The sequence below is a fragment of the Halogranum rubrum genome (assembly GCF_900114455.1).
In the GTDB taxonomy this organism is placed as follows: Archaea; Halobacteriota; Halobacteria; order Halobacteriales; family Haloferacaceae; genus Halogranum; species Halogranum rubrum.
Window position 1 is genome coordinate 1,539,895 of the sequence record NZ_FOTC01000001.1, and the last position, 22,609, is coordinate 1,562,503.

The 22,609-nt window shown below is 64.6% G+C and carries 25 protein-coding genes; 18 read left to right on the forward strand and 7 right to left on the reverse strand.

The features are described from left to right. The first annotated feature begins 101 nt into the window (after positions 1-101). The gene (gene glyA, locus BM083_RS07660; RefSeq protein WP_089867882.1) at positions 102-1,349 is read left to right on the forward strand and encodes a serine hydroxymethyltransferase; all 1,248 of its coding nucleotides are present in this window, start codon (positions 102-104) and stop codon (positions 1,347-1,349) included. Positions 1,350-1,397: 48 nt separating this feature from the next. Here the strand turns inward: glyA and BM083_RS07665 are convergent, their stop codons facing one another. Beyond that, positions 1,398-1,742 (reverse strand): hypothetical protein, encoded by a 345-nt coding sequence (locus BM083_RS07665; RefSeq protein WP_089867885.1) that lies wholly within the window; start codon positions 1,740-1,742, stop codon positions 1,398-1,400. A gap of 357 nt (positions 1,743-2,099) precedes the next feature. On the opposite strand from BM083_RS07665, the gene BM083_RS07675 reads away from it, so the two are divergent. Continuing rightward, a complete protein-coding gene (locus BM083_RS07675) occupies positions 2,100-2,993 on the forward strand; it encodes a bifunctional methylenetetrahydrofolate dehydrogenase/methenyltetrahydrofolate cyclohydrolase (protein ID WP_049893834.1) in 894 nt (297 codons plus the stop codon). 52 nt (positions 2,994-3,045) lie between these two features. Further along, the gene (locus BM083_RS07680; RefSeq protein ID WP_089867892.1) at positions 3,046-3,864 is read left to right on the forward strand and encodes a hypothetical protein; all 819 of its coding nucleotides are present in this window, start codon (positions 3,046-3,048) and stop codon (positions 3,862-3,864) included. A gap of 74 nt (positions 3,865-3,938) precedes the next feature. On the opposite strand, the gene BM083_RS07685 is transcribed toward BM083_RS07680, so the two are convergent. After that, entirely contained in the window at positions 3,939-4,655 is a 717-nt protein-coding gene (locus tag BM083_RS07685) for a DUF7117 family protein (RefSeq protein ID WP_089867896.1), read from the reverse strand. Positions 4,656-4,746: 91 nt separating this feature from the next. Between BM083_RS07685 and BM083_RS07690 the strand changes: the two genes are divergently transcribed. From BM083_RS07690 to BM083_RS23235, 4 genes are all read left to right on the forward strand, one after another. Continuing rightward, entirely contained in the window at positions 4,747-5,322 is a 576-nt protein-coding gene (locus BM083_RS07690) for an NUDIX hydrolase (protein WP_089867899.1), read from the forward strand. A gap of 172 nt (positions 5,323-5,494) precedes the next feature. After that, positions 5,495-5,899 carry a DUF7528 family protein gene (locus BM083_RS07695; protein ID WP_089867903.1) on the forward strand — a complete coding sequence of 135 codons (405 nt, stop codon included), beginning with the start codon at positions 5,495-5,497 and terminating at the stop codon, positions 5,897-5,899. Positions 5,900-5,968: 69 nt separating this feature from the next. Further along, positions 5,969-6,880 carry a DUF1028 domain-containing protein gene (locus BM083_RS07700; RefSeq protein ID WP_089867906.1) on the forward strand — a complete coding sequence of 304 codons (912 nt, stop codon included), beginning with the start codon at positions 5,969-5,971 and terminating at the stop codon, positions 6,878-6,880. A gap of 100 nt (positions 6,881-6,980) precedes the next feature. Beyond that, complete coding sequence (locus tag BM083_RS23235; protein ID WP_009367414.1) at positions 6,981-7,127, forward strand: hypothetical protein; 147 nt, start codon at positions 6,981-6,983, stop codon at positions 7,125-7,127. Between the two features lie 225 nt (positions 7,128-7,352). Here the strand turns inward: BM083_RS23235 and BM083_RS07705 are convergent, their stop codons facing one another. Continuing rightward, the gene (locus BM083_RS07705) at positions 7,353-7,634 is read right to left on the reverse strand and encodes an amphi-Trp domain-containing protein (protein WP_089867911.1); all 282 of its coding nucleotides are present in this window, start codon (positions 7,632-7,634) and stop codon (positions 7,353-7,355) included. A gap of 216 nt (positions 7,635-7,850) precedes the next feature. On the opposite strand from BM083_RS07705, the gene BM083_RS07710 reads away from it, so the two are divergent. Then, on the forward strand, positions 7,851-8,126 hold the full coding sequence (locus BM083_RS07710; RefSeq protein ID WP_089867914.1) for a helix-turn-helix transcriptional regulator: 276 nt from the start codon (positions 7,851-7,853) through the stop codon (positions 8,124-8,126). A gap of 5 nt (positions 8,127-8,131) precedes the next feature. On the opposite strand, the gene BM083_RS07715 is transcribed toward BM083_RS07710, so the two are convergent. Further along, positions 8,132-9,400, reverse strand: a complete 1,269-nt coding sequence (locus BM083_RS07715) for an AI-2E family transporter (protein ID WP_089867919.1) — start codon at positions 9,398-9,400, stop codon at positions 8,132-8,134. 79 nt (positions 9,401-9,479) lie between these two features. Here BM083_RS07715 and BM083_RS07720 point away from each other — a divergent pair, with 79 nt between their 5' ends. Both BM083_RS07720 and BM083_RS07725 read left to right on the forward strand, forming a co-directional pair. Continuing rightward, positions 9,480-10,802 (forward strand): MgtC/SapB family protein, encoded by a 1,323-nt coding sequence (locus tag BM083_RS07720; protein ID WP_218148934.1) that lies wholly within the window; start codon positions 9,480-9,482, stop codon positions 10,800-10,802. A 44-nt stretch (positions 10,803-10,846) separates the two neighbouring features. Next, positions 10,847-12,214 carry an aminotransferase class III-fold pyridoxal phosphate-dependent enzyme gene (locus BM083_RS07725; protein WP_089867923.1) on the forward strand — a complete coding sequence of 456 codons (1,368 nt, stop codon included), beginning with the start codon at positions 10,847-10,849 and terminating at the stop codon, positions 12,212-12,214. Positions 12,215-12,229: 15 nt separating this feature from the next. On the opposite strand, the gene BM083_RS07730 is transcribed toward BM083_RS07725, so the two are convergent. Further along, a complete protein-coding gene (locus BM083_RS07730) occupies positions 12,230-12,439 on the reverse strand; it encodes a TOBE domain-containing protein (RefSeq protein WP_089867926.1) in 210 nt (69 codons plus the stop codon). A gap of 50 nt (positions 12,440-12,489) precedes the next feature. Continuing rightward, positions 12,490-12,813 carry a ribbon-helix-helix protein gene (locus tag BM083_RS07735; RefSeq protein ID WP_089867929.1) on the reverse strand — a complete coding sequence of 108 codons (324 nt, stop codon included), beginning with the start codon at positions 12,811-12,813 and terminating at the stop codon, positions 12,490-12,492. Between the two features lie 93 nt (positions 12,814-12,906). On the opposite strand from BM083_RS07735, the gene BM083_RS07740 reads away from it, so the two are divergent. The 7 genes from BM083_RS07740 (at position 12,907) to BM083_RS07770 (ending at position 20,388) form a co-directional block, all read left to right on the forward strand. Then, on the forward strand, positions 12,907-13,866 hold the full coding sequence (locus tag BM083_RS07740) for an HhH-GPD family protein (protein ID WP_089868446.1): 960 nt from the start codon (positions 12,907-12,909) through the stop codon (positions 13,864-13,866). Between the two features lie 68 nt (positions 13,867-13,934). After that, positions 13,935-15,179 carry a cation:proton antiporter gene (locus BM083_RS07745; RefSeq protein WP_089867933.1) on the forward strand — a complete coding sequence of 415 codons (1,245 nt, stop codon included), beginning with the start codon at positions 13,935-13,937 and terminating at the stop codon, positions 15,177-15,179. Between the two features lie 136 nt (positions 15,180-15,315). Further along, the gene (locus BM083_RS07750; RefSeq protein ID WP_089867938.1) at positions 15,316-15,897 is read left to right on the forward strand and encodes an NADPH-dependent FMN reductase; all 582 of its coding nucleotides are present in this window, start codon (positions 15,316-15,318) and stop codon (positions 15,895-15,897) included. A gap of 109 nt (positions 15,898-16,006) precedes the next feature. After that, on the forward strand, positions 16,007-16,594 hold the full coding sequence (locus BM083_RS07755; RefSeq protein WP_089867941.1) for a thymidine kinase: 588 nt from the start codon (positions 16,007-16,009) through the stop codon (positions 16,592-16,594). 7 nt (positions 16,595-16,601) lie between these two features. After that, complete coding sequence (locus BM083_RS07760; RefSeq protein WP_089867944.1) at positions 16,602-17,222, forward strand: YIP1 family protein; 621 nt, start codon at positions 16,602-16,604, stop codon at positions 17,220-17,222. A 186-nt stretch (positions 17,223-17,408) separates the two neighbouring features. Beyond that, the gene (locus BM083_RS07765; RefSeq protein ID WP_089867947.1) at positions 17,409-19,550 is read left to right on the forward strand and encodes a DHH family phosphoesterase; all 2,142 of its coding nucleotides are present in this window, start codon (positions 17,409-17,411) and stop codon (positions 19,548-19,550) included. 154 nt (positions 19,551-19,704) lie between these two features. Beyond that, positions 19,705-20,388 carry a hypothetical protein gene (locus BM083_RS07770; RefSeq protein ID WP_089867952.1) on the forward strand — a complete coding sequence of 228 codons (684 nt, stop codon included), beginning with the start codon at positions 19,705-19,707 and terminating at the stop codon, positions 20,386-20,388. Positions 20,389-20,432: 44 nt separating this feature from the next. On the opposite strand, the gene BM083_RS07775 is transcribed toward BM083_RS07770, so the two are convergent. Further along, on the reverse strand, positions 20,433-21,305 hold the full coding sequence (locus tag BM083_RS07775) for a helix-turn-helix transcriptional regulator (protein ID WP_089867955.1): 873 nt from the start codon (positions 21,303-21,305) through the stop codon (positions 20,433-20,435). Positions 21,306-21,498: 193 nt separating this feature from the next. Between BM083_RS07775 and BM083_RS07780 the strand changes: the two genes are divergently transcribed. Further along, positions 21,499-22,602, forward strand: coding sequence for an SAM-dependent methyltransferase (locus tag BM083_RS07780; protein WP_089867959.1), 1,104 nt, complete (start codon positions 21,499-21,501; stop codon positions 22,600-22,602). The last annotated feature ends 7 nt before the right edge of the window (positions 22,603-22,609 follow it).

Consider the following 22,609-nt stretch of genomic DNA (forward strand, 5'->3'; position numbering starts at 1 on the left):
CCGGTCGTTGAAAGCTTCCATGGGATACGTAAATCTCTATCGACACGGGAAATCGTGCCGAAAGCACCCATATTCTTGTGCCCGTGTTACCGAGAGTCGACATGGACTACAGTCACGTCCGGGACGTCGACCCGGCCGTCGCCGACGCGCTCGAAGGTGAAGTCGACCGACAACGCGACACGCTCGCGATGATCGCCTCCGAGAACCACGTCTCGAAAGCGGTGCTCGAAGCACAGAGTTCCGTCCTCACGAACAAGTACGCCGAGGGGTATCCCGGCAAGCGCTACTACGCCGGCTGTACGTACGCCGACGAAGTCGAGAACCTCGCTATCGACCGCGCGAAAGAACTCTGGGGTGCAGAACACGTCAACGTCCAGCCACACTCCGGCACGCAGGCGAACATGGGCGTCTACCTCGCCATGCTCGACCCTGGCGACAAGATTCTGTCCTTGGACCTCACCCACGGTGGCCACCTCAGCCACGGCCACCCCGCGAACTTCACCGGCCAACTCTTCGACGTCGAACAGTACCACGTCGACCCCGAGACGGGCTACATCGACTACGACGAGCTAGAAGAGAAAGCCCGTGAGTTCGAACCGGACATCATCGTCTCGGGCTACTCGGCCTACCCGCGCGCCGTCGAGTGGGAGACGATTCAGGACGTCGCCGACGACGTCGACGCCTACCACCTCGCCGACATCGCCCACATCACGGGTCTCGTCGCCGCGGGCGTCCACCCCTCGCCCGTCGGCGTCGCCGACTTCGTCACCGGGAGCACGCACAAGACCATCCGCGCCGGTCGCGGCGGCATCATCATGACCTCCGAGGAGTACGCCTCCGACGTAGACAAGGCCGTCTTCCCCGGGTCGCAGGGCGGCCCCCTCATGCACAACATCGCCGGTAAGGCCGTCGGCTTCAAAGAGGCGCTCCAGCCCGAGTTCGAAGACTACGCGCAGCAGGTCGTCGACAACGCCGAGACGCTGGCCGAGACGTTCCAAGACCACGGTCTCAAAGTCGTCTCCGAGGGAACCGACACCCACCTCGTGCTCGTCGACCTTCGGGAGTCGCATCCGGACCTGACCGGCGGCGACGCCGAGGACGCCCTCGACTCGACGGGCATCGTTCTCAACGCCAACACCGTCCCCGGCGAGACGCGCTCGGCGTTCAACCCGAGCGGTATCCGCGCCGGCACGCCCGGTCTGACCACCCGTGGCTTCGACGAGAAGGCGACGAAAGAGGTCGGTGACCTCATCTACCGCGTCGTCGACAACCACGACGACACCGACGTGCTGGCGGAAGTCGCCGAAGACGTGCAGGGTCTCACCGACGAGTTCGGTCTGTACGAGTAGGACGAATCAGCCTCGAACGGTCGCTCGTTTCTTCGTTGCCGTCGTTGCTCACTGATATCGCATGTCGTTGCTCACGTCCGCCGAGACGGTGGCGGCGAGGACGAGGACGACGAGTCCGACCACGAGTGCAGCCAGTACGAGCGGGTTCGGGAGGACGGCCAGCACGTCGCCGACGCCGATTGGCCCACCAGCGACGAGTGTCGCCACCCCCTCGGGGTTGGTGACGAGCACGAACAAGAAGAGGAACAGTCCGGTCATCACGGCCGTCTGAACGGCGGTCCGAACCGGATGTCGAACGAGGTCCAACGTGTGCTGGCGAACCGACCGACCGAACCGTCGTGTGTCTTGTGTCTGACTCTGAACGAACGAATCGAGTAATCGTCCACCAATCATGGGTATTGGTAGCATGCAAGAGGGATAGCTCTAGCTCCCGAACCGGAGAGTCCAGACTGTCTGTCGATTCGACAGTTGCGCACGCGCCGCCGAACGTATCGACGAGTCGGCCGTCGATTCACCGATGTCTCGGCGCTGCACACCGACTCGACGGAGCGTGTTGTGTACGGTCGTCCACCTGGAGACGGGCGCGACGAGCGGAGTCCGGCAGGGAAGTGAGCACAGTCGCTGACAGCCGAGACGTGTCCGTGACATTCGCGGCGGGGCGATACACATTCCTGTATACTTCGTGGTTTTGAGCGGACGAGATAGGCACGAACCCGAGCATTGAAGAACGTGGCCGCACGCCTCTCAGGTATGACGACCATCATCGACGGCAACGAGGTCGCCGCCGACGTCCGCGCTGGCCTCGCCGACGGCATCGAGACACTCAAAGCCGAAGGTACGACGCCAGGGCTGGCGACGGTGCTGATGAGCGACGACCCCGCCAGCGAGACGTACGTCTCGATGAAACAGCGCGACTGCGAAGAGGTGGGTATCAACGGTATCCACGTCGAAATCGACGCCGACGCGCCCGCCGAAGAACTGTTCGACACCGTCGACGAGTTGAACGCCGACCCCGAAGTCCACGGCATCCTCGTCCAGATGCCCGTCCCGGACCACGTCGACAAGCGGCGCGTCCTCCGCGCCATCGACCCCGTGAAGGACGTCGACGGCTTCCACCCCGAGAACGTCGGGCGGATGGTCGCCGGCAACGCCCGCTACAAACCCTGCACGCCGCACGGTATCCAGAAACTGCTCGAAGCCTACGACGTCGAGACCGAGGGCGCAGACGCCGTCGTCGTCGGCCGTTCGGACATCGTCGGCAAGCCGATGACGAACCTCCTCATCCAGAAGGCTCCCCTCGGCAACGCGACGACGACGGTCTGTCACTCCCGCACGAAGGACCTCGCCGCGAAGACCCGTGAGGCCGACATCGTCGTCGCCGCCGTCGGCGTCCCCGAACTCGTCACCGGCGACATGCTCAAAGACGGCGCGACGGTGGTCGACGTCGGTGTGAACCGAGTCGACGCAGACACCGACAAAGGATACGAACTCGTCGGTGACGTCGAGTTCGAGTCGGCGAAGGACGTCGCTGGCCGGATTACGCCCGTCCCCGGTGGTGTCGGACCGATGACCCGCGCGATGCTCCTCTACAACACGGTCAAAGCCGCCGGCGTCCAGACGGACGTCGCCGTCGACCTGCCCTGACTCACCAAATTCGCATACGAGTTGATTAGCACAGGCGACCTCTAGAGAGGACATGAGCCGAACAGAGAGTAAGCCAGGAGCGGGCGAGACCGGAACACGGACCCGAGGCGACGGGTGGTCACCCGCGGCGGCCGCACGCCGGTCCGTCTCGCGGGGGAAGCGGTACGTTCGGAGCGCAGAGCGGACGGAGGTGGCCACCGCGCTCGGTGCAGTCGCGAGCGTCGTCGCCGGCGTTCGGTCTCTCCGCCGCGGCGACCGGACAGGTGGCCTGCTCCGACTGGGGTTCGGCACCGCACTCGGAGTCGCGACGCTCGCCCGGCGACGGTCGACTCGTTCATCGACCCCCTCCGACGGCGAGGCGGGAACGACGATTCCAATCGAGGACGGCGAGCAACGTGCACCTCCCGAAGAAGAAGTGGAGACAGGAACCCACGCACCGGAGACGGCGACACAGCTACACATACCCGAGCGTGAGTCACCGAGACGGCTGGGTTCGGCGGCGTTCAACGAGTACTCGAACCGACTGCCGATGCCGCAGCACGTCTTCGACACGGGGCTACTCGCCCTCGGTGCGGAGGTGTTCTGGGGCGTCCGTGAAGCCGACGATGCCGTGCTCGTCTCGCAGCTATACGACCCGATTCAGGACGGAGCGGGACTTCGATTCGTCGGCAGTACCCAAGTCGACGACGAGCGCATGCTCTCGGTGCCCGACGTCGTCTTGAACCACTGGGACCGCGTCGCCGGCGGTGGGATGGCCGTCACCTCCGGTACTCGACTCGTCTTCATCACCACCGACGCACTTCGGGAAGACAGTCAACTACTCGTCGTCCCCGAAGAGTGGGCCGAGGAACTCCCCGAAGAGGGTCGATAGCGTTCTCGGCCGGTTCGTCCCTTCACCTCGACGAACCACTTTCGACCCCCGTTTTCGGTTTGTACTCACCACATCTACTCCAGTCTCGACAGTCGGTCCTGTGCCGTCACCAGCGCCGTCTCGTCGCCGTCGACGAGATACTCGCCGAGGTCACGGGCCGTCTGGACGATGCGTTCGGAGGTCTGCAGTGACACGTCGCCCTGGAGCGACTCAGCGCGTTTGACGTGGTCTGCGAGCGCACCGAGCGTCGTCCGCGCGTTCGCGTCGGGGTGGTCCTCCAGCCACGTGACGAGGTCGCGCCGGTACGCGGAGACGGCTTTGGCGTAGGCGAGCCCGCGAGCGGCACGCATCGACTCGGGCGCGTCGTCGACGCTCGGACGTTCACCCTGGTCGGCACCGCGGACGAGTGAGAGGACGTACAGTCGTTCGTCGTCCGTCGGGTCACGAGTACGGGCGTAGACGTCAACGGTCTGCAGGAGTTCGTGGGCCGCGAGGAACGTGTCGTCGAGCGGCCGGAGTTCGCCGCCGTGGATGAACCCCCGTTGTCGCAGGTACTCCCGCAACGTGGACTTCAACTCGCTCGCAATATCGTCGACGTCGACGTCGTCGTCGCCGAGTGTGGTTCGTTGCGGTGTCAGGTCCAGCGTCCCCGCGCCGGCAGTGTGCTCGGTTCGTTCGTCGAGGCCGATGCTTCGGAGACTCTCGCAGTTCGGACACGCCACGCTCCCCGTGTCGTAGTAGGACCACTGGTGACCGCAGTCCTTGCACTCTCGGGTTCCCCGAATCTTCATACTCTGTACTGGTAGCGAGCGAACCAAAGGTGTCGTGGTCTCTTCGTTGGGTAGCCGGAGCGTTCACGTCACTGGACCGAAACGACCGGGTATGAACGAGTCCGCGCGCCGTCGCCTCCGAACCGAAGCCATCGACCACGCGGCGACACTCGCCACGGACGTCGAAGACCGGTGGGGGCCCGTCGCCGACGAGGGGTCGGTCGTCGTCTCACCGCTCCCGCACGACGACACCACGTTTCCGGAGAGCCTTCGTGCGTTTCACGAGCAGTTCTACCCCTACGCCGCAGGCTGTCTCACCCGCGACGACGACGGGCGAATCCTCGCCGTCGAGTCGACGCACCGCGGCTACTGGGAGAGCCCTGGTGGGGCCGGCGAACCCGACGAGGCACCCGCAGAGACGGCTCGCCGGGAAGTACGCGAGGAGACGGGAATCACACCGACAGTCGTCGAACCGCTCTACCGCCTGACGATGGAACTCGATTTGGGCTACGACGAGACGCTCCCGATTCCGGTGTTCGTCTTCGTCGGCGAACCCGCAGAGGGGTCGGTCGCGTCGGCCGACGCCGTCGAGACGCCCGGAGAAGTCGACGATGTGGGGTGGTTCTCTCCGTCCAATCTGCCCGAGGAGTTCCGTGACCGGAAGCTGGTTTTGAAACATCTGGAGTGAGTGGACTCGCTTCGGTTGCACCGACACCTGCCTGACCACTACAGTTACATACGGCGACACCTAACGCTCGGTCACATGACACGGAGTACCCACGCTCCTGATCGAGAAATTCTCCCGGCGTGAAACCCGCGTCTCGGACACCGAGACAGCAGTCACGACGGACGGTGCCGAACTGGTTGTCGAACTCGATGGCGAGGAGTTCCGACTCTCTCGAAGCGAGGCGGTCGAGTTACGAGAAGCACTCGGCGAGGCACTCCATCAGCGGGTGGAGTTCTTCCGCACCGCAGGCGAGTACCGCGAAGACGGCAGTTACGTCGTCGCCAGACGCAGCGCGAACTCGGCGGGCCACAGCAAGGTCTTCGAGCGCTTCGCCGAGTTGGAGGAACTCTACGAGCGACTTCCCACCGAATTCACTGCCGACGACGTCGGCCGGACCGGACTGACCGGCGGGCGGCGACACATGCTCGTGCGCCATCTGGCCGAGCATCCGGCGTTCGACTGCGAACTCGTCAGTCGACAACCGCTGACCGCCCGGAAGTCGGAGGTGAGAACGGAGCGTCCGATGCCCGCGGACTGATGGCCTCGTCGTCTCGTCCCACCCTGCCGAGGAATGAACGTTTTTGCCACGGTAGTCCGTGGCTCGGGTATGACGTTCTCTATCGTCGCCCGAGACCCCGAGACGGACGCCGTCGGTATCGCCGTCCAGTCGAAGTTCGTCAGCGTCGGTTCTGTCGTCCCCTTCGCGGCGGCGGACGCCGGTGCAATCGCCACGCAGAGTTTCGCCAACGTCGCCTACGGGCCGGACGGCCTCGACTTGCTTCGTGAGGGCCACTCGGCGAGTGAAGTCGTCGAGAAACTGACCGACGCCGACGACGAGGCCGAATCGAGACAGGTCGGCGTCGTCGGACAGGACGGTTCTATCGCGGTGTTCACCGGCGAGGAGTGTTTCGACGTCGCCGGCGACATCCAAGGGGAACACTACACGGTACAGGGAAACATCCTCGAAAACGAGGAGACGCTCCCGGCGATGGCCGAGACGTTCGAGACGACGGCGGGCGGGTTGCCCGAGAAACTCATCGCAGCGCTCCACGCCGGCAACGACGCCGGCGGCGACAGTCGCGGCGAGCAGGGCGCGGCGCTCTACATCGTCAAACCGGAGGGTGGCTACGACGGCGGCAACGACCGCTGGGTCGACGTCCGCGTCGACGACCACGAACGGCCGATAGACGAACTCGAACGCGTGTTCAAACTGTACGACGTGACCTTGCTGGCACGCGAAGAACCCGAGGAGACTCGCGAACTGGACGGCGAGACGGCACGCGCAGTGACCGCGACGCTCGCCGAACTCGGCTTCTACGACGGCGAGGCGACAGAGACGTTCGGCGACGACGAACGCGAGGCGCTCGAAGAGTTCCGCGGCCTCAACAACTTCGAGAACCACTCGCTGGCCGTCGTCGAGGACGCACTCGCCCGAGGGTGGGACGACGCTGAGGGGACGGGCGAAGAGCAGATGGTCGACGCCATCTGGCACGGTCTCTCGCGTTTAGACCGAAAGTAGCGTTCGTTGCCGACGAGCCACGACGGTCACGACCGGTCACGACGCGTCGACGAGAAGAGTGCCCACTACCGCCAAGTACCCGACACCCCAACACCACCCCATGCGTGACGAAGAGGAAATCCGTGAGCAGTACGAATTTCTCAAAGACCAACTCGACGACGAGGAGATGAAACACGAAGGTGTGAGACAGATGTTTACGTACTACAAGCGAGCACTCGGATGGGTGCTCGAAGAAGAACACATCTAGCTCGGAGTTCACGATTACGGAACCTCCGTGTCGGGCGTCGGTATGTTTAAGTGGGGACGCGCGATAGTTGCAGTTGACGCTTCGCTTTGGAGGGCCGAAGCGTCAGCGGGGACCAATTCAGGGCGGCAAGCATTCACGCGATTTTCGCGTGGCTTGCTTTCCTTTTCACGTACTCACTCACGAAGCGGCGCGTCTCGTCGTCGAAAAAAAAACTAATCGAGAGCGCTATTCGACGGAGAGCGACGCGTCCCCACCGTCGACGCCCTCGTCCCACTCTAGTTCGAGTTCGAGACTCAGTTCCGGTGTCCCACCGCTCTTCGACGTCTCGCGTTCGGCTTTGACTTCGAAAGTCGGTTGTGTCGGGACGTCGAGTGTGACAGTCTGGTCGCCCGCCGAGAGGGTAATCGACTCACCGGCGTCCAGTTTGTCCGCAATCGACCGGAGGTAACTCGCGACTTCGGCACGACTCTGTGCTGACTCCGACTTGAAGAGTACTTCTTCGGGCATACCCGGAAGAAGGTGGTATGAGCCCTTAAACCCGAGTTCGTGATTCCAATCATACATATCTTGTAATTGAAACAGTTTAGATATTCAACAACTCATCGAGATTAGTCTTTCGGAGAGCCGGAGACAAGCGACGAGTGGGCAGTTATCGGCCGTCTCTTCCTGTTCGGCCGATATATTTATTGGTATCAGACAAGAATTCTCACGCGGATATTACCGATGTACGACTTGACAGGCTTTCAGCGAGATCTGCTGTACGTAATCGCCGGACTCGAAGAACCACACGGGCTCGCAATTAAAGAGGAACTCGAAGAGTACTACGAGAAAGAGATTCACCACGGCCGACTGTACCCGAATCTCGACACGCTCGTCGACAAGGGACTCGTCGAGAAAGGTCAGCGTGACCGGCGGACGAACTACTACACGTTGACGCGCCGTGGGCGGCGTGAAATCGACGCACGCAAAGACTGGGAAGCGCAGTACATCACCGAGTAACGCTCTCACTCTCCTCCCGTCTGGGTCGCCCCGCCCGACCGCTCCGGGCCAACGTCGGGCCGTGCGTCGGTCGACTCCGCTACGGGAATCGCCTCTTCCGCATCGTCTCTCTCGTATCTTTCGTCGTCTCCGTCCAGTCTCTCGGACGCGACCGGGCCATCCGACAGATACACCGGGTCGACCACGTACGGCTGAATCTTCTTTCCTGCGAGCAGTTCCGGGAGGACGATACGCGCGAAGTTGACGACGAAGACCAGCAGTATCGGGAGGAGGAAGATGCCGTACCACCCGAAGAGTAGCGGACCGAAGGTGTACGCGAGCATGACGCTCCCGACGTGGAGACTCCGCCCCGAGACGTAGGGCCGAAGGACCAGATCCGGGATAGTGTCGACGACGACGAACGAGACGAGCACGAACGCCCCGACGAACCAGACGGTCTCTGGACCACCGAACACCAGACTCCGCACGCCCATGTAGCCCGCGACGGGGACGTAGACGAGTTTCATCCCGACCACGGGGATGAGGCTGGCGACGCCGGCGAGCAGTCCGACGAGTGCGGCCGCCGGAATCCCGAGTTCCGGCGGCGAGAAGACGTTCAACACGGTGTAGGCGATGACGCCGATGGTTCCCGTCAACACCGCGTTGAGGATGTTGCCGAAGAAGATGCTGTTGAGGTCTGAGTCGACCGCCGCGAAGTACGCACCGAGGACGCCGTCGTCGTCGGCGAAACGCTTGGTGAGCCACCGCGAGATACGGTGGTCGTCACGCAGGAGGTAGAACGCGATGGCGAGCATCACGAACAGGTGGACGAGACCGACGCCGACGAACGCGAAGGTGTCGGCGGCGGCGGCGACCTGTCGAAGCGTCGCACCGGCGGTGTCGAACGTGAGGTACTCGCGGAGTCCGGAGCGATAGAGCGTCGCCGGGTCGGCGACTTTGTTCAGCAGTCGTAAGTCGAGCGTCGTGTACGCGCCGAGGTCGAACTGCGTCGCTTTGGCCTGTTTGTCGACCTCCTTGGCGACGACGAGCAGTGCGTACAGCATCAACGCGAGTGCGGGCAACGCGAGTGCGAACATCGAGACGGCCGCCGCCAGACTGGGTGGGTAGATGTGTTTGCGGAGGCGACGGTAGATGGGCCGGGTCGCGTAGTACAGAAAGAGTCCGAAGACGAACGTTCCGACGAACGAGTAGACAACGAATAGGAGGGCAGCGGCGAGCACACCGCCGAGTGTCCACCACGCGGCGCGTGCGCGGTTGAAATCGAGGGAGGACATACTAAGATGGCTCCACGGCAGTGTCAAAAGGTTAACGCGGCCTCTGTACTTAACACCGTACCCGCCGTAGCCCGAGGAGATGTGGTACGTCGCTCTCTCTCTCGATAGTCTGTGGCCGATTCTACAGTTCGAGGACCCCGTCGCCACACCCCTACAAGACCCGGTCGTCCGTGTGGTCATCGCGGCGGCACTCGGTCTCTTTCTCGGTCTCGAACGCGAGTGGTCGAAGAAGTCCGCCGGAATCCGGACCTTCTCACTGACGAGTCTCGTCGGCGCCGTCTTCACCATCGTCGCCGAAGAGTCGCCGCTCGGCGTGGCACTCCTCGCAATCGGTGGCCTGCTCGTCATCGTCCAAGGCGTCCTCTTGGCGATACAGGGGCTCCAAAGCGACGAGGAGGACGGACTCAGTCTGACGACGTCCGTCTCGCTGCTCGTCGCCTACGGAGTGGGCGTCCTCGTCGCCTCGGGGTTCTTCGTCGCGGGTGTCGCCGTCGCCGTCATCTCGTCGGCACTGCTCGTCCTCAAGCGAGAACTCCACGACTTCGCGGGTGGTCTCTCTCGGCAAGAGCTTCGGTCGACGACAGAGTTCGCCATCCTCGCGTTCGTCATCTTCCCGCTGCTTCCCGCCGAGGAGGAGGCCTTTGGCTTCACCTTCGAACCGCGCGTCGCGTGGCTGATGGTCGTCACCGTCGCCGGAATCGGCATCGTCAACTACGCGCTCGTCCGCTCGTACGGCGGCCGCGGCATCGCCATCACGGGCTTTTTCGGCGGCCTCGCCTCCTCCACCGCCGTCGTCGGGACGATGCTCGACCAGGTCCGCCAGCGGAGCGACTCGGTCGGGTTCGCGGTCGCTGGCGTCTTACTCGCCGACGCCGCGATGGCACTCCGGAACCTCGGCATCGCCCTCGCGTTCACGCTCACGGCGGGTCGTCCGCCGCTCTGGCAGGCCGTGGTTCCGCTCGGCGTCATCGTCGTCGGGAGCATCCTCGTCGCACGGTTTACGGCCAACTGGGGCGAGAACGTCGACCTCGACCTCGACAGTCCGTTCTCGCTGAAGAACGTCCTCGCGTTCGGCGCGGTGTTCTTTCTCATCCTCGCCGTCGGCACCGTCGCACAGGACCAGTTCGGGGACATCGGCTTCTACGTGAGCGCACTGGTGTCGGGACTCGTCTCCTCGGCGGGGACGACGACGTCCGCCGTCCTCCTCTACCGAAGCGGTTCCATCGAGTCTACGACGGCCGTGGTCGGTATCCTCCTCGCGACGGCGTCGAGCGTCGCCGTCAAGGCCGGTCTCATCGCCGCCGCCGGCCCGCGAGAGTTCGCTCGGCGCGTCGCCACCTGGAGCGCCATCCTCCTCGTCGCCGCGGGCGGTGTCACGGCTGCCGTCGCACTATTTGCATAAACCGTAACGAATGTCTTAACATAGCCGTCCGCAAATCGGGTGACATGGACAGACACACCGCCGAGCCAGACGTCACGGCCATGCCGGGCGAACGCGCTCGCGAGTGGGTGGAGTACCACCACCGAAGTGCTGCCCCGAGCACCTACGTCTACGACTTCGTCTGGGACCTCTCCGGCGACGCGGAGGGGCCGTTCTGCACCGACGTCGACGGCAACGTCCTCCTCGACTTCACGAGTCACGTGGCCGCCGCCCCCCTCGGCTACAACAACCCGAAGATCATGGACAAACTGCGGGAGTTCGACCTCGTCGACCCGCTGAAGATCGCGGGACAGGACTTCTACGTCAGCGCGGGCGACAGCCACCGACCCGAAGAGAGCGAGTTCCCCGGTCCTGCGGGCTTGATGGACCGCCTCACCGACGCGACCGACCACTACGGGATGGATATGGTCTTCCTCTCGAACTCCGGGGCGGAAGCCGTCGAGAACGGCATCAAAATCGCCTACGACCACAGCGACGGCGCGAAGTATGCCATCACCTTCGACGGTGCCTTCCACGGGCGAACGCTCGGTGCGCTCTCGCTGAACCGCTCGAAAGAGAAGTACCGCCGCAAGTTCCCAGAGGTTCCCGGTGTCCACGACGTGCCTTACTGCGACGACCGGACCTGCTCACCCGCGAGTTGCGACTGCGGATTCTTCGTGGGGAGCGACGACCCGACAGAGCAAGTCTCGCTCCTCCGGAAGAAACTCGACCCGAAACGCGGCCACATCAACGCCGACGAAGTCGCCTACATCATCCTCGAACCTATCCAAGGCGAGGGCGGCTATCGCATCCCGAGTGCGTCTTTCATGGACGAGATTGCCGCGCTCGCGACGGAACACGACATCACCCTCGTCGCCGACGAGATTCAGACGGGAATGGGCCGAACGGGGAAGATGTGGGGCGCGGACCACTACAGCATCGAACCCGACGTCATCGCCGCCGCGAAGGGACTCCGCGTCGGCGCGACCATCTCCCGGTCGGACGTCTTCCCCGACGAGAAGGGTCGCATCTCCTCGACGTGGGGTGCAGGCGACATCATCGCCTCCTTGCAAGGTGCGCTCACTATCGACGCCATCCACGAGCACGGCCTACTCGACAACGCGACAGTTCGCGGGCGGCAGTTCAAAGAGACGATGCGTGACGCCGACCCGACCGGCGTCGTCGACGTTCGCGGAAAAGGGCTGATGCTCGCCGTCGAGTTCGACACACAAGAGCGCCGCGACGCCGTGCAGGAGGCGGCCCTTCAGCGCGGCTTCCTGACGCTCTCCTGTGGCTACAAAGTGCTCCGGGTGCTGCCACCGCTCGACGTGACCGAACGGGAAATCGACCTCGGCGCGGACCTCCTCGAACAGTCGATTGCCGACGTGGCGTAATCGTCGAGCGCGAACTCAGTCTTTGTCTATCATCACTTCACTCGCCTTGATGACGGCGCTGACCTCGTCGCCTTCGGCGAGTTCCAGTCGGTCCGCCGAGGACCGTGTAATCGTCGACGTGACCGTCTGACCGTCGCCGAGTTCGACGACGACTTCCGCCATGATGTCGTCCGTTTTCAGCGATTTTACCGTACCAGTCAGGTTGTTGCGGGCGCTCAGCGGCATGGGTAGCTATTGGCGAGTTGAAAACAAGTAGCTGGTGGCGACCGGGCTTTCTACATCTGGTAGCGACGTTCGTCGTCACGCTGCGGGTACTGGTCTTGGCCCGTCATCTCCTCGTAGGTCATCCCCGCGAGGAACTCGTCGTAGGTGACGTCGTAACTGCGGCGCAGTTGGAAGTCCAAGTCGCCCGAGTCGACGCTGGAGCGAAAGAGCATGTGGACGGCTCTGCGAACCAACTCGCTCGCGTCGTCCGTCTCGAAGACGGCGGCGAGGGTGGCGAGTTCGTTCTTCGTCTCGCGGTCCAGTTCGACTGCCAGTTCGTCGTCTATCTCGGAGTAGAACGACTGGACGTCGTCGTTCAGGTCGTCGAGGCTCATGCCAGAGGGGAGACGAGGGCGTCGGATACGGCTTTCGCTCCGACGAGACAAGAGACCACTACCCCTAAATCGCTCGTGGCCCACCTCTCGACAATGACCGACGCCGCGCCCGCCACCGACGACATCGAGGCGATTCGGGACGTCGCCCCCGCCCTCCCAGACGACGCCGAGGGCGTAGAGCGCGTCCGACGCGCACTGGTCGAGTGGTACGAGGCCGACCACCGCGACTACCCGTGGCGACGAACAGAGAACGCCTACGAGATTCTCGTCTCCGAGGTGATGAGCCAACAGACCCAACTCGACCGCGTCGTCGCCGCGTGGGAGGACTTCCTCGAACGCTGGCCCACGGCCGCCGACCTCGCCGACGCCGACCGGAGCGACGTCGTCTCCTTCTGGACGAGTCACAGTCTCGGCTACAACAACCGCGCGAAGTACCTCCACGAGGCGGCGAGGCAGGTCGAAGAAGAGTACGATGGCACGTTCCCCGAGTCGCCCGACGAGTTACAGGAACTGATGGGCGTCGGTCCCTACACCGCCAACGCCGTCGCCTCCTTCGCGTTCAACAACGGCGACGCTGTCGTCGACACGAACGTCAAACGCGTGCTTCACCGCGCCTTCGACGTCCCCGACGACGATTCGGCGTTCGAGGACGTCGCGCAGTTCCTCATGCCCGAGGGCGAGTCCAGAGTCTGGAACAACGCCGTCATGGAGTTGGGTGGCGTCGCCTGCGGAAAGACACCCCGCTGCGACGAGGCCGGATGCCCGTGGCGTGCGTGGTGTCACGCCTACGAGACAGGGGACTTCACCGCGCCCGACGTGCCGACGCAACCGACGTTCGAGGGGAGTCGGCGGCAGATGCGCGGGCGCGTCGTCCGGATTCTCGGCGAGTACGACGAACTCGACCTCGATACGTTGGGGCCGCGTGTCCGCGTCGACTACGGCGGCGAACACGGCCGCGAGTGGTTGAGAGGGCTGGTCGACGACTTGGCGGACGACGGACTCGTCGACGTCGACGAGGGGACAGACGACGTCGTCGTCCGACTGCGGCAGTGACGTCGGACGGCGTCAAGCTATCACACACATCGTAGCGGTTTCAACGACGGCCGCAGTAGAGCGACTCGATGGTCGCAGAGACGGGAACACTGTTGACGTTTCTAGCGGCGCTAACACTCCTGTTGGTCACCGCGCACACCCTCGGTATCGTCGCCAACAGGGCGGGATTCGCGCCAGTGGTCGGGGAACTCCTCACCGGACTGGTGCTCGGCCCGGCGGTTCTCGGCGTCGTCGCCCCCGCGGTGACCGCCGTCGTCGTGCCGGTTCCCGACCGAGTGGCTGCGCTCGCGTCGCTCGGACTCGTCTTACTCCTCGTGTTGGCCGGAACCGAAGTCGACGTGCCGGCCCTGCGGCGACACGTCCGACCGACGATAGCGCTCGCCGTGGGCGCGTCCGTCGTCCCCTTTCTGCTGGGGTTCGGGCTGGGATGGTTTCTTCCCGCGGAGTATCTGGTTACGCCTGAGCAACGACTCCCCTTCGCGCTGTTTCTCGCGACGGCGCTGAGCATCTCGGCGGTGCCCGTCGCCGTCCGCGTTCTCATCGACTTGGACGCGATGGACCGCACCGTCGGACAGCTCACCCTCACGGCCGCCGTCGTCATCGACGCCGCCGGATGGGTCGCGCTCACCGTCGTCTCCGACATCGCTCGGCAGGGACAGGTCAGTCTACTCGGCGTCGGCCGAACGCTGCTGGTCCTCGCCGTCTTCGTCGCGCTCGTCGCCGTCGTCGGCCCGAGATTCGTCGAGTGGCTCTTCGAGACGGTCGAACGAACCGACTCGCCCGTGTTGACCGGGTTCTCGGCCGTCGTCGTCCTCGGGTTCGCGCTGGCCGGAGCGTCGCTCGCGCTCGGTCTCGAAGCAGTTCTCGGCGCGTTCCTCGCAGGAGTCCTCGTGCGGAACCACCTCGACGGGGAGACGTCGCGCGTGGTTCACCTGGTCACGCTCGGTCTGTTCGCGCCGCTCTTCTTCGCGACGGCCGGCCTGCAGGCCGACCTGACCGGCCTGTTCTCTCTCGACATGCTGTTCGTCGGCGGACTCACCCTCACTGTCGCCGTTCTCGGGAAGGTACTCGGCGTGGCAGTGGGCGCTGCCTTCACCGACCTCACACGGGACGAGACAGTCTGTCTCGCAATCGGACTGAACGCACGCGGTGCGATGGAGATCGTCGTGGCGGCGCTCGGGCTGACTATCGGCATCCTCACACCCACCATCTACGCCGTCATCGTCCTCGTGGCCATCGTCACCTCGGTCATGACGCCGCCGTTACTCCGGCGTGCCTTGTCACGACTGCCGGACGAGGTGCCGTCACGATAGGGTAGTCACTCGCAGTCACGCACGTCAGTGCGGTCAGAGACGCCACTGCCTACGTCGGTCGTGTACTGCGCCCGTCTTCACGGAGTTGGAGGAGACTGGCGGCACGGTTTTTACCCTCCTCACCGACCCTCCAGCTATGCCAGACGTTCACGTCGTCGCGCTCTGCGGGAGCCTCCGCGACCGGAGTTACACTCGACTTGCACTCGAACACGCCCTACGCGGCGTCGAAGCGGCGGGCGGAACTGGAGAACTCGTCGACCTGCGGGAGTACGACCTGCCGATGCTCGACGCCGACCACGACGAACAGGGCGACAGCGCGGCGTTGAAGCAGGTGGTCCGCGAGGCCGACGCCGTCCTCCTCGGGACACCGATGTACCACGGGTCGTACTCGGGCGTGCTGAAGAACGCGCTCGACTACTGCGGGTTCGACGAGTTCGACGGGAAGACCGTCGGCTTGCTGGCCGTCGCCGGCGGGTCGTTCCCCGTGACGGCGCTCGAACATCTCCGCTCCGTGTGTCGCTCGCTCAACGCGTGGGTCATCCCACATCAGGCAGCCATTCCTCGTGCGCACAGCGCGTTCGACGACGACGGTGCGTTCCGCGACGAGGGAGTCGAAGAGCGCGTGCTGACGCTCGGGCGGCGCGCCGTCGGGTTCGCCAACATCGAGCAGGACCCCGCGACGTTCGAGAGCGCCCAGAACAAAGGTGCGAAAAACTGAGACTCGGTACTGTGGCCCCGACAGAGGTCGGTCAGACCGTCTCTCGACGGCGACGGTTTCCACGCCGAGAATGAATACGCATTTGAAGCATTAGGTGCGGTGTTGGTCTATGCACGCCATCACCCGGAGCGGCTGGATCGAGGTCATCACCGGTTCGATGTTCTCGGGGAAGACGGAGGAACTCCTCCGTCGGCTACGCCGCGCGGAGATTGCCGAACAGGAGGTCGCCGTCTTCAAGCCCGACGTCGACGACCGGTACGGCGAAGCCACCATCGGCTCACACAACGGCCGACAGTGGGAGGCCCACGTCGTCGACGCCGAAGGCGAGGGAATCTGGGACATCTACGATAAACTCGACGGCGAGAAGGTCGTCGCCGTCGACGAGGCCAACTTCTTCTCGACGGAACTGGTCGACGTCTGCGAAGCCCTCGCCGCCGACGGCCGTCGCGTCATCGTCTCCGGCACCGACCAGACGTTCCGCGCCGAGCCGTTCGAACCGGTACCGCAACTCATCGCCCTCGCCGAGTACGTCGACAAGTTGCGAGCAATCTGTACCGTCTGCGGCGAACCCGCGACGCGCAACCAGCGACTCATCGAGGGCAAGCCCGCACACGTCGACGACCCGACCATCCTCGTCGGCGCAGAGGAGTCCTACGAAGCACGGTGTCGGAACTGTCATACCCTCCGCACCGACTAGGACGAACGTGACTACTTGGGTCGAAAACCCCCGCGGCGGCCGTGACCGCGGCCCGCGCGGCATCGCCCGCGCGTGGGTCGAAGTGTTGTTCCGCCCGCGGCGGTTCTTCCGTAACGGCGTCGCCCCCGGCGACCAAGCGCCCGGTCTCGTCTTCGGCGTGCTCGTCGCCCTCTGTTACGTCGGCGGCGTGCTCTGGTTCACGCCGGAGCGTCTGCTCGGAACCGACTTCGTTCCCCTCCTCGCGGGCAGTCGCGCGGTGACGAGTCTCCTCCTCCTCCTCGTCCTCACCCTGTTCGTCGCGCCCGCGACGATGCACTTGCTCGGCGCGCTCCAGACGGTGTTGCTCGTCCTCGTCGTCAGGGACCGCGCCGGCGTGAGCGAGACGGTCCAGACAATCGCCTACGCGGCCGCACCGTGTGTCCTCGCAGGCTACCCATCGCCGTTCCTCCGCACACTCTGTGCCGTCTACGGAGCCGTCCTCTTCGTCGTCGGCCTCAGCGTCATCCACCAGACCAGCCTACTCCGGGCGACTGTCGCTGGCGCGGTTCCGGCGACGATTCTCTTCGGGTACGGGTTCGGTGGTGTCGCGGCCGCGACGACGGTGTTGCAGGCAATCGGTGTGCTCTGAGCGGCCGCGTCACCGGGAACTGACCATGGTCAGTCGGTGGGTGTTCGACCAGAATCACCGGACGACGGTCGGATTCGTCGGCTCGATGGCAGGTGACGAGCGGAAAATAACCACCCGAATCGGACCACGAAGCCGACAGCAGACTTTCGACAACAGTTTTAGGCCGCGGTGTTTCTGTCTGCTCAAATGGGTACGTGTATTATCTGCGGTACGCCCGTGGACGGTCGAATCTGCAACAGTCACCAAGAAGACGTCGTGTTCCACTTCGAGGGGAACAGCCCCGACCAGTTGATCTCCCGCCGGTTCTACAGCGGGACGGTCGACGGCTACGCCGACTTCGGTGTCTTCGTCGACATCTCGCCCGGCGTCACCGGTCTGCTCCACCGAAGCGAGCTCGACCGCCGCCTGGAGAGTCTCGACTGGGAGCCGGGTGACACCGTCTTCGTCCAGGTGAAGAACGTCCGCGACAACGGTAACATCGACCTCGGCTGGTCCATCCGCCAGTCCGAACGCGAGTTCCGCGGTGTGCTCGTGCAGGACGCCGACGGTGACCGAGACGTCGACGACGACTCAGACGACGACGGCCACGCCGACGAGTCCGCCGCTGAATCCGAAACGTCCGACTCCTCCGAGTCCTCCGACTCCTCCGAGAGTGACGAATCGTCGAGTGAACCGAACGAACCGAGCGAATCGACGCCCGAGACGAACTCTGCAGACGCCGCACACGAGTTGACCGCCGACGAGAGCGACGACGAGGAAGCGGCCGAGAGCGACGAGCGCTCGGACTACGACGAACCCGAACCCGAGGGAGAGACACAGCGTGTCGAAATCGGTTCCCTTCAGGACCGCGTCGGGCAGAGTATCCGCATCGAGGGCGAAGTCGTCGGCGCACGCCAGACCGGCGGCCCGACCGTCTTCGAACTTCGCGACGAGACCGGTGTCGTCGACTGTGCCGCCTTCGTCGAGGCAGGCGTCCGCGCCTACCCCGAAATCGACGTGGGCGACGTCGTCCGACTGGACGGCGAAGTCGAACTCCGCCGAAACGAGATTCAAGTCGAGACCGAAGCGCTCGTCTCGCTCGAAGACGAGGACGCCGAGACGGTCCAGCGCCGACTCGCCGACGCGCTGACCGCTCGTGCCCGTCCCGAGGCCGTGATGCCGCTGGCCGCTCACGACTCGGTCGAAGCCGTCTCCGAGCAACTCCTCGACGCCGCGGAGGCCATTCGCCGCGCCATCCTCGAATCGCGCCCCATCGTCGTCCGCCACGCCGCCACCGCCGACGGCTACGTCGCCGGTGCGGCCGTCGAACGCGCCGTCCTCCCGCTCATCCGCGAGGAGTACGCCAAGAGCGACGCCGAGTACCACTACTTCACCCGCCGTCCGCTCGACGACGCCGTCTACGGCATGGACGCCGCGACGAACGACGTCACCCGGATGCTGCAGGACCAGGACCGACACGACGAGAAACTCCCGCTCGTGCTCCTCCTGGGAACCGGAAGCACCGTCGAATCCAGCGACGGACTCGGTCTGCTCGGCGTCTACGGTGCCAAGCGCGTCGTCGTCGACGCCGCCGTGGCCGACGAGGACGTCGAAGACGACACGGAAGTGCTCGTCAACCCCGCTCGCGCCGAGGCCGACGCATCGGACCTCTCGACGGGTGCGCTCTCGGCGAACCTCGCCGCAGCAGTCAACGACGACGTCCGCGACGACCTCGCACACCTCCCCGCCGTCAGCTACTGGGAGGGCGCACCGCAGGCGTACCTCGACCTCGCCGAAGAGTCGGGCTACGACGCAGAGCGCGTCGCCGCACTCCGCGAAGCAGTCGCACTCGAAGCCTACTACCAGTCCTACCAGGACAAGCGCGAACTCATCACGGACCTGCTGTTCGGCGACGAGGAGGGCCACGACACCGGCCTCGCGAACCACGTCGCAGAGCAGTTCCGCATCAAACTCGACGACGAAGTCGAGACGGCACAGGCCAACCTCGAACAGCGTGACGAGAGCGGCGTCGACTTCGCCGTCATCGACACGGACTCGTTCACCCACCGCTTCGACTTCCCGCCGTCGACGCTCCTCGTCGAAGAACTCCACCGCCGCAACCGCAACGGGAGCGCCTTCGTCACCCTCGGCATCGGCATGGACGAACTCTACCTCCGCAGCACAGAGGACGTCGACGTCCGCGCCGTCGCCGAGCGTGCTCGCGAGAACCTCCCGAACGCGGGTGTCACGGCGAACGGCGTCCGCGAAGGTCGCATCGAGTTCCTCTCCGGCGTCCGCGACGACGTGCGAGAAGCCGTCGTCGACGCCGTCGTCGAACAACTCGACTAATCCCGTATCGGTCTCGCGTCGACTCCTACCGTCGTGCACCGGTTCGCGTTAACGACTGTTTTGCCACCCCTACTGTCGATTTAGACGGACTGTCCTTTCTGACCAACTGGTTCGCCACAAACCATTAACCGCTTCGACCACGTTTCTATTTGACATGAACCGTCGCCATGCGCTCGCCAGTATCGCCACGACAATCGCTGTCGCAGGATGCCTCGGTTCGGTCCCCTCATCTTCCGGTTCTGCGCAGGACGCCAGTACTCAGACGGCTACCACGACCGAGAGGGGTACCGAGACCGACGCCGACGAGCGAACGAAGAAGACGACCGGCACCGACGAGTGCACCACGCCGAAGTCGACGGCGACGGACGCGGAGACGGAGACACCGTCGGATGCGACGAGTACGGCGGACACGTCGGGTACGTCCGGCACGTCGAGTGCCGACCTACCTGACCCGCCGTTCGCGGGAATGCGCACCGACCCGGCGGCGACGTACGTCGTCGGGAAGCAGGGTGGCACGACCACGACTGCGACATCGGACGGCGCACACGTCGTCCAAATCTGGAACGACGGCCCCGACGCCCGTAGCGTGAGCGTCGTCATCACCGGACAGAAGACGGGCACGCAGTTCGACGACACGGTCGAAATCGCCGCGGGCGACCACCTGAACTTCGTGTTCGAGACGCCCGACGCGTACAAGGTCGAAGTGAGCGGCGAGGGATTCTCCTCGACGTCGTCGGTCGACCGCGAGTGGGGCGAGTGTTCGACGTCGATGACGACGATTCGTCTCCGCGAGAACGGGACGGAGATGCGGACGACGTCGCAGTCGGGGACGTGTTGAGCGTTCGACGTACGAGTTGACGTGAGCAACCAGTTCAGGCCGACTCAGACCGATTCGGCCGTCAGCGAGCTATCGTCTAGCGGTGTCGAGTGACGGCGGTAGGTGTCGTAGACGCGTTCGGCCCACTCGCGGGCGAGTACGGTGTCGGTGTCGACGAACACGCGCATCGCGCCCGTCTCCTCGTCGTAGCCACCGATTCCGACCCGGTCGTCGAAGATGGCGAGACCGTAGGGAAGCGCGTCCCGGGTGCGAAGCGTGAGACTACCCGCCTCCAGTGCGGCGTCGAGACGGCTCGGGTCGTCCGCGCGGAGTTGCTCGACGACGTCGGGGAGATAGATCAGTTCGACGTCGCGCCCGTCCAAGACGGGGTCGGAAACCGTCGCCAGCGACGGCGGCACCATGTGTGTGGTGTTGAACCCGCGGAACGTCTCGCTGTCTCGAAGCAGCGAGAGAAAGCGCGACATGGGGCCATACGGGTCCGTCGGCGTCGGCACTGTCACCGTCGCGCCCGCGAACGGTTCGACGACGAACTCCTGGTGCGACTCACAGATTGCGTCGAGGAGCGGTGAGAGGCGGTCGGCGGTCACGAGGTCACGCTCGAACCGCAGGACCGACTCGGCGACGACTTCTCCTTTGCCCGTGAGGACGAACTGCCCGCCGACGCGCTCTGCGAGTTCGTGTTCTTCCAGCCACCGAGTGAACCGGTGGCTCGTCGCCCGCGAGATGTCGAGGGCGTCTTCGATGTCGCGACGGTCACGCGGCCCGTCGAAGAGGAGTTCGAGAATCGACCGGTGGCGGACGACGTCGACCAAATCGTCGGTGTCGAGGCGGTCGATTCCTTCGGTTGGCGTGTTGCTGTATTGCTGTAGGTCGAAGGCGTGCTGGATGAGTTCGTCGAGGATGTGTTGATTGGCCATACGTGACGCTCCGCCGAGCGAGTTCGGCTGTCTCCCGTTACTACAGTGAACGTCCGCTCAGGAGTTAATCCTGTCTCAGGTCGTGAGACGACTCTCACTGCGCGGCACGAGTCGCAACGCCTGTGAGCGGAGTCGATTACAGCGACGACACTCAGAAATCAACTATAGACGGGTTCGGCACCTCCTGTGGAGTATGGCAACCAACACAGAACAGACGAAGCACGCAGAAGAGACCGAAGCGTTCGTCGACCGACTGCTGGACGCAGTCGCGGGAACGCTCACCATGGAGACGCTGTTCGTCGGCCACAAGTTGGGCTACTACGAGGCTATCGCCGAGGCAGGTAGCGTCACCTCCGAGGAACTCGCGTCGGCGACGGACACCCACGAGCGCTACGCCCGCGAGTGGCTGGAACAACAGACCGTCACTGGTATCATCGGTATCGAAGACGAACACGCCGATGCGACGAGTCGGCGATATTTCCTCCCGCCGGGGCGCGAAGAGGCGCTGACCGACCGCGACAGTCTGAACTACGTCGCTCCGTTCGGAAGCCTCCTCGTCGGTGCGGTTCGCCCGGCCGATGCGATTCTGGAGGCGTACCGGACGGGCGGCGGCGTCCCCTACGAGGAGTACGGCGAGCACTTCCGCGAGGGGCAGGCGGCCATCAACCGCCCGGCGTTCCTCCACTCGATGGGGTCGGAGTGGATTCCGGCGATGGCGGACGTCGACGACCGACTCAGAACCGACCCGTCGGCCCGCGTCGCCGACGTCGGATGCGGCTACGGATGGTCCAGCATCGGTATCGCGCAGGCCTACCCGAACGTCCACGTCGACGGCTATGACCTCGACACGAAGTCGGTCGAGGAGGCCCAGAAGAACGTCCGTGAGGCTGGCCTCGGCGACCGAGTGACCGTCGAGTGCCGGGACGCGGGCGACACCGACATCGACGGCGAGTACGACCTCGTGACGGCGTTCGAGTGCGTCCACGACCTCTCGGACCCGGTGGGCGTCCTCCGGAACATGCGTCGACTCGTCGCGGACGACGGGGCCGTCCTCGTCGTCGACGAACGCGTGGGAGACGAGTTCACTGCCGACGGCGACGACGTCGAGTGGATGATGTACGGGTGGAGCGTGCTCCACTGCTTGCCGGTCGGGATGGCCGACCACCCGTCTGCAGGGACGGGAACCGTGATGCGCACCGACACGCTCCGGCAGTACGCGACGGACGCCGGGTTCAGCGACCTGACCGTGTTGCCGGTGGAGAACTACTTCTTCCGGTTCTACCGGTTGGAGCCGTGAGGTGAGT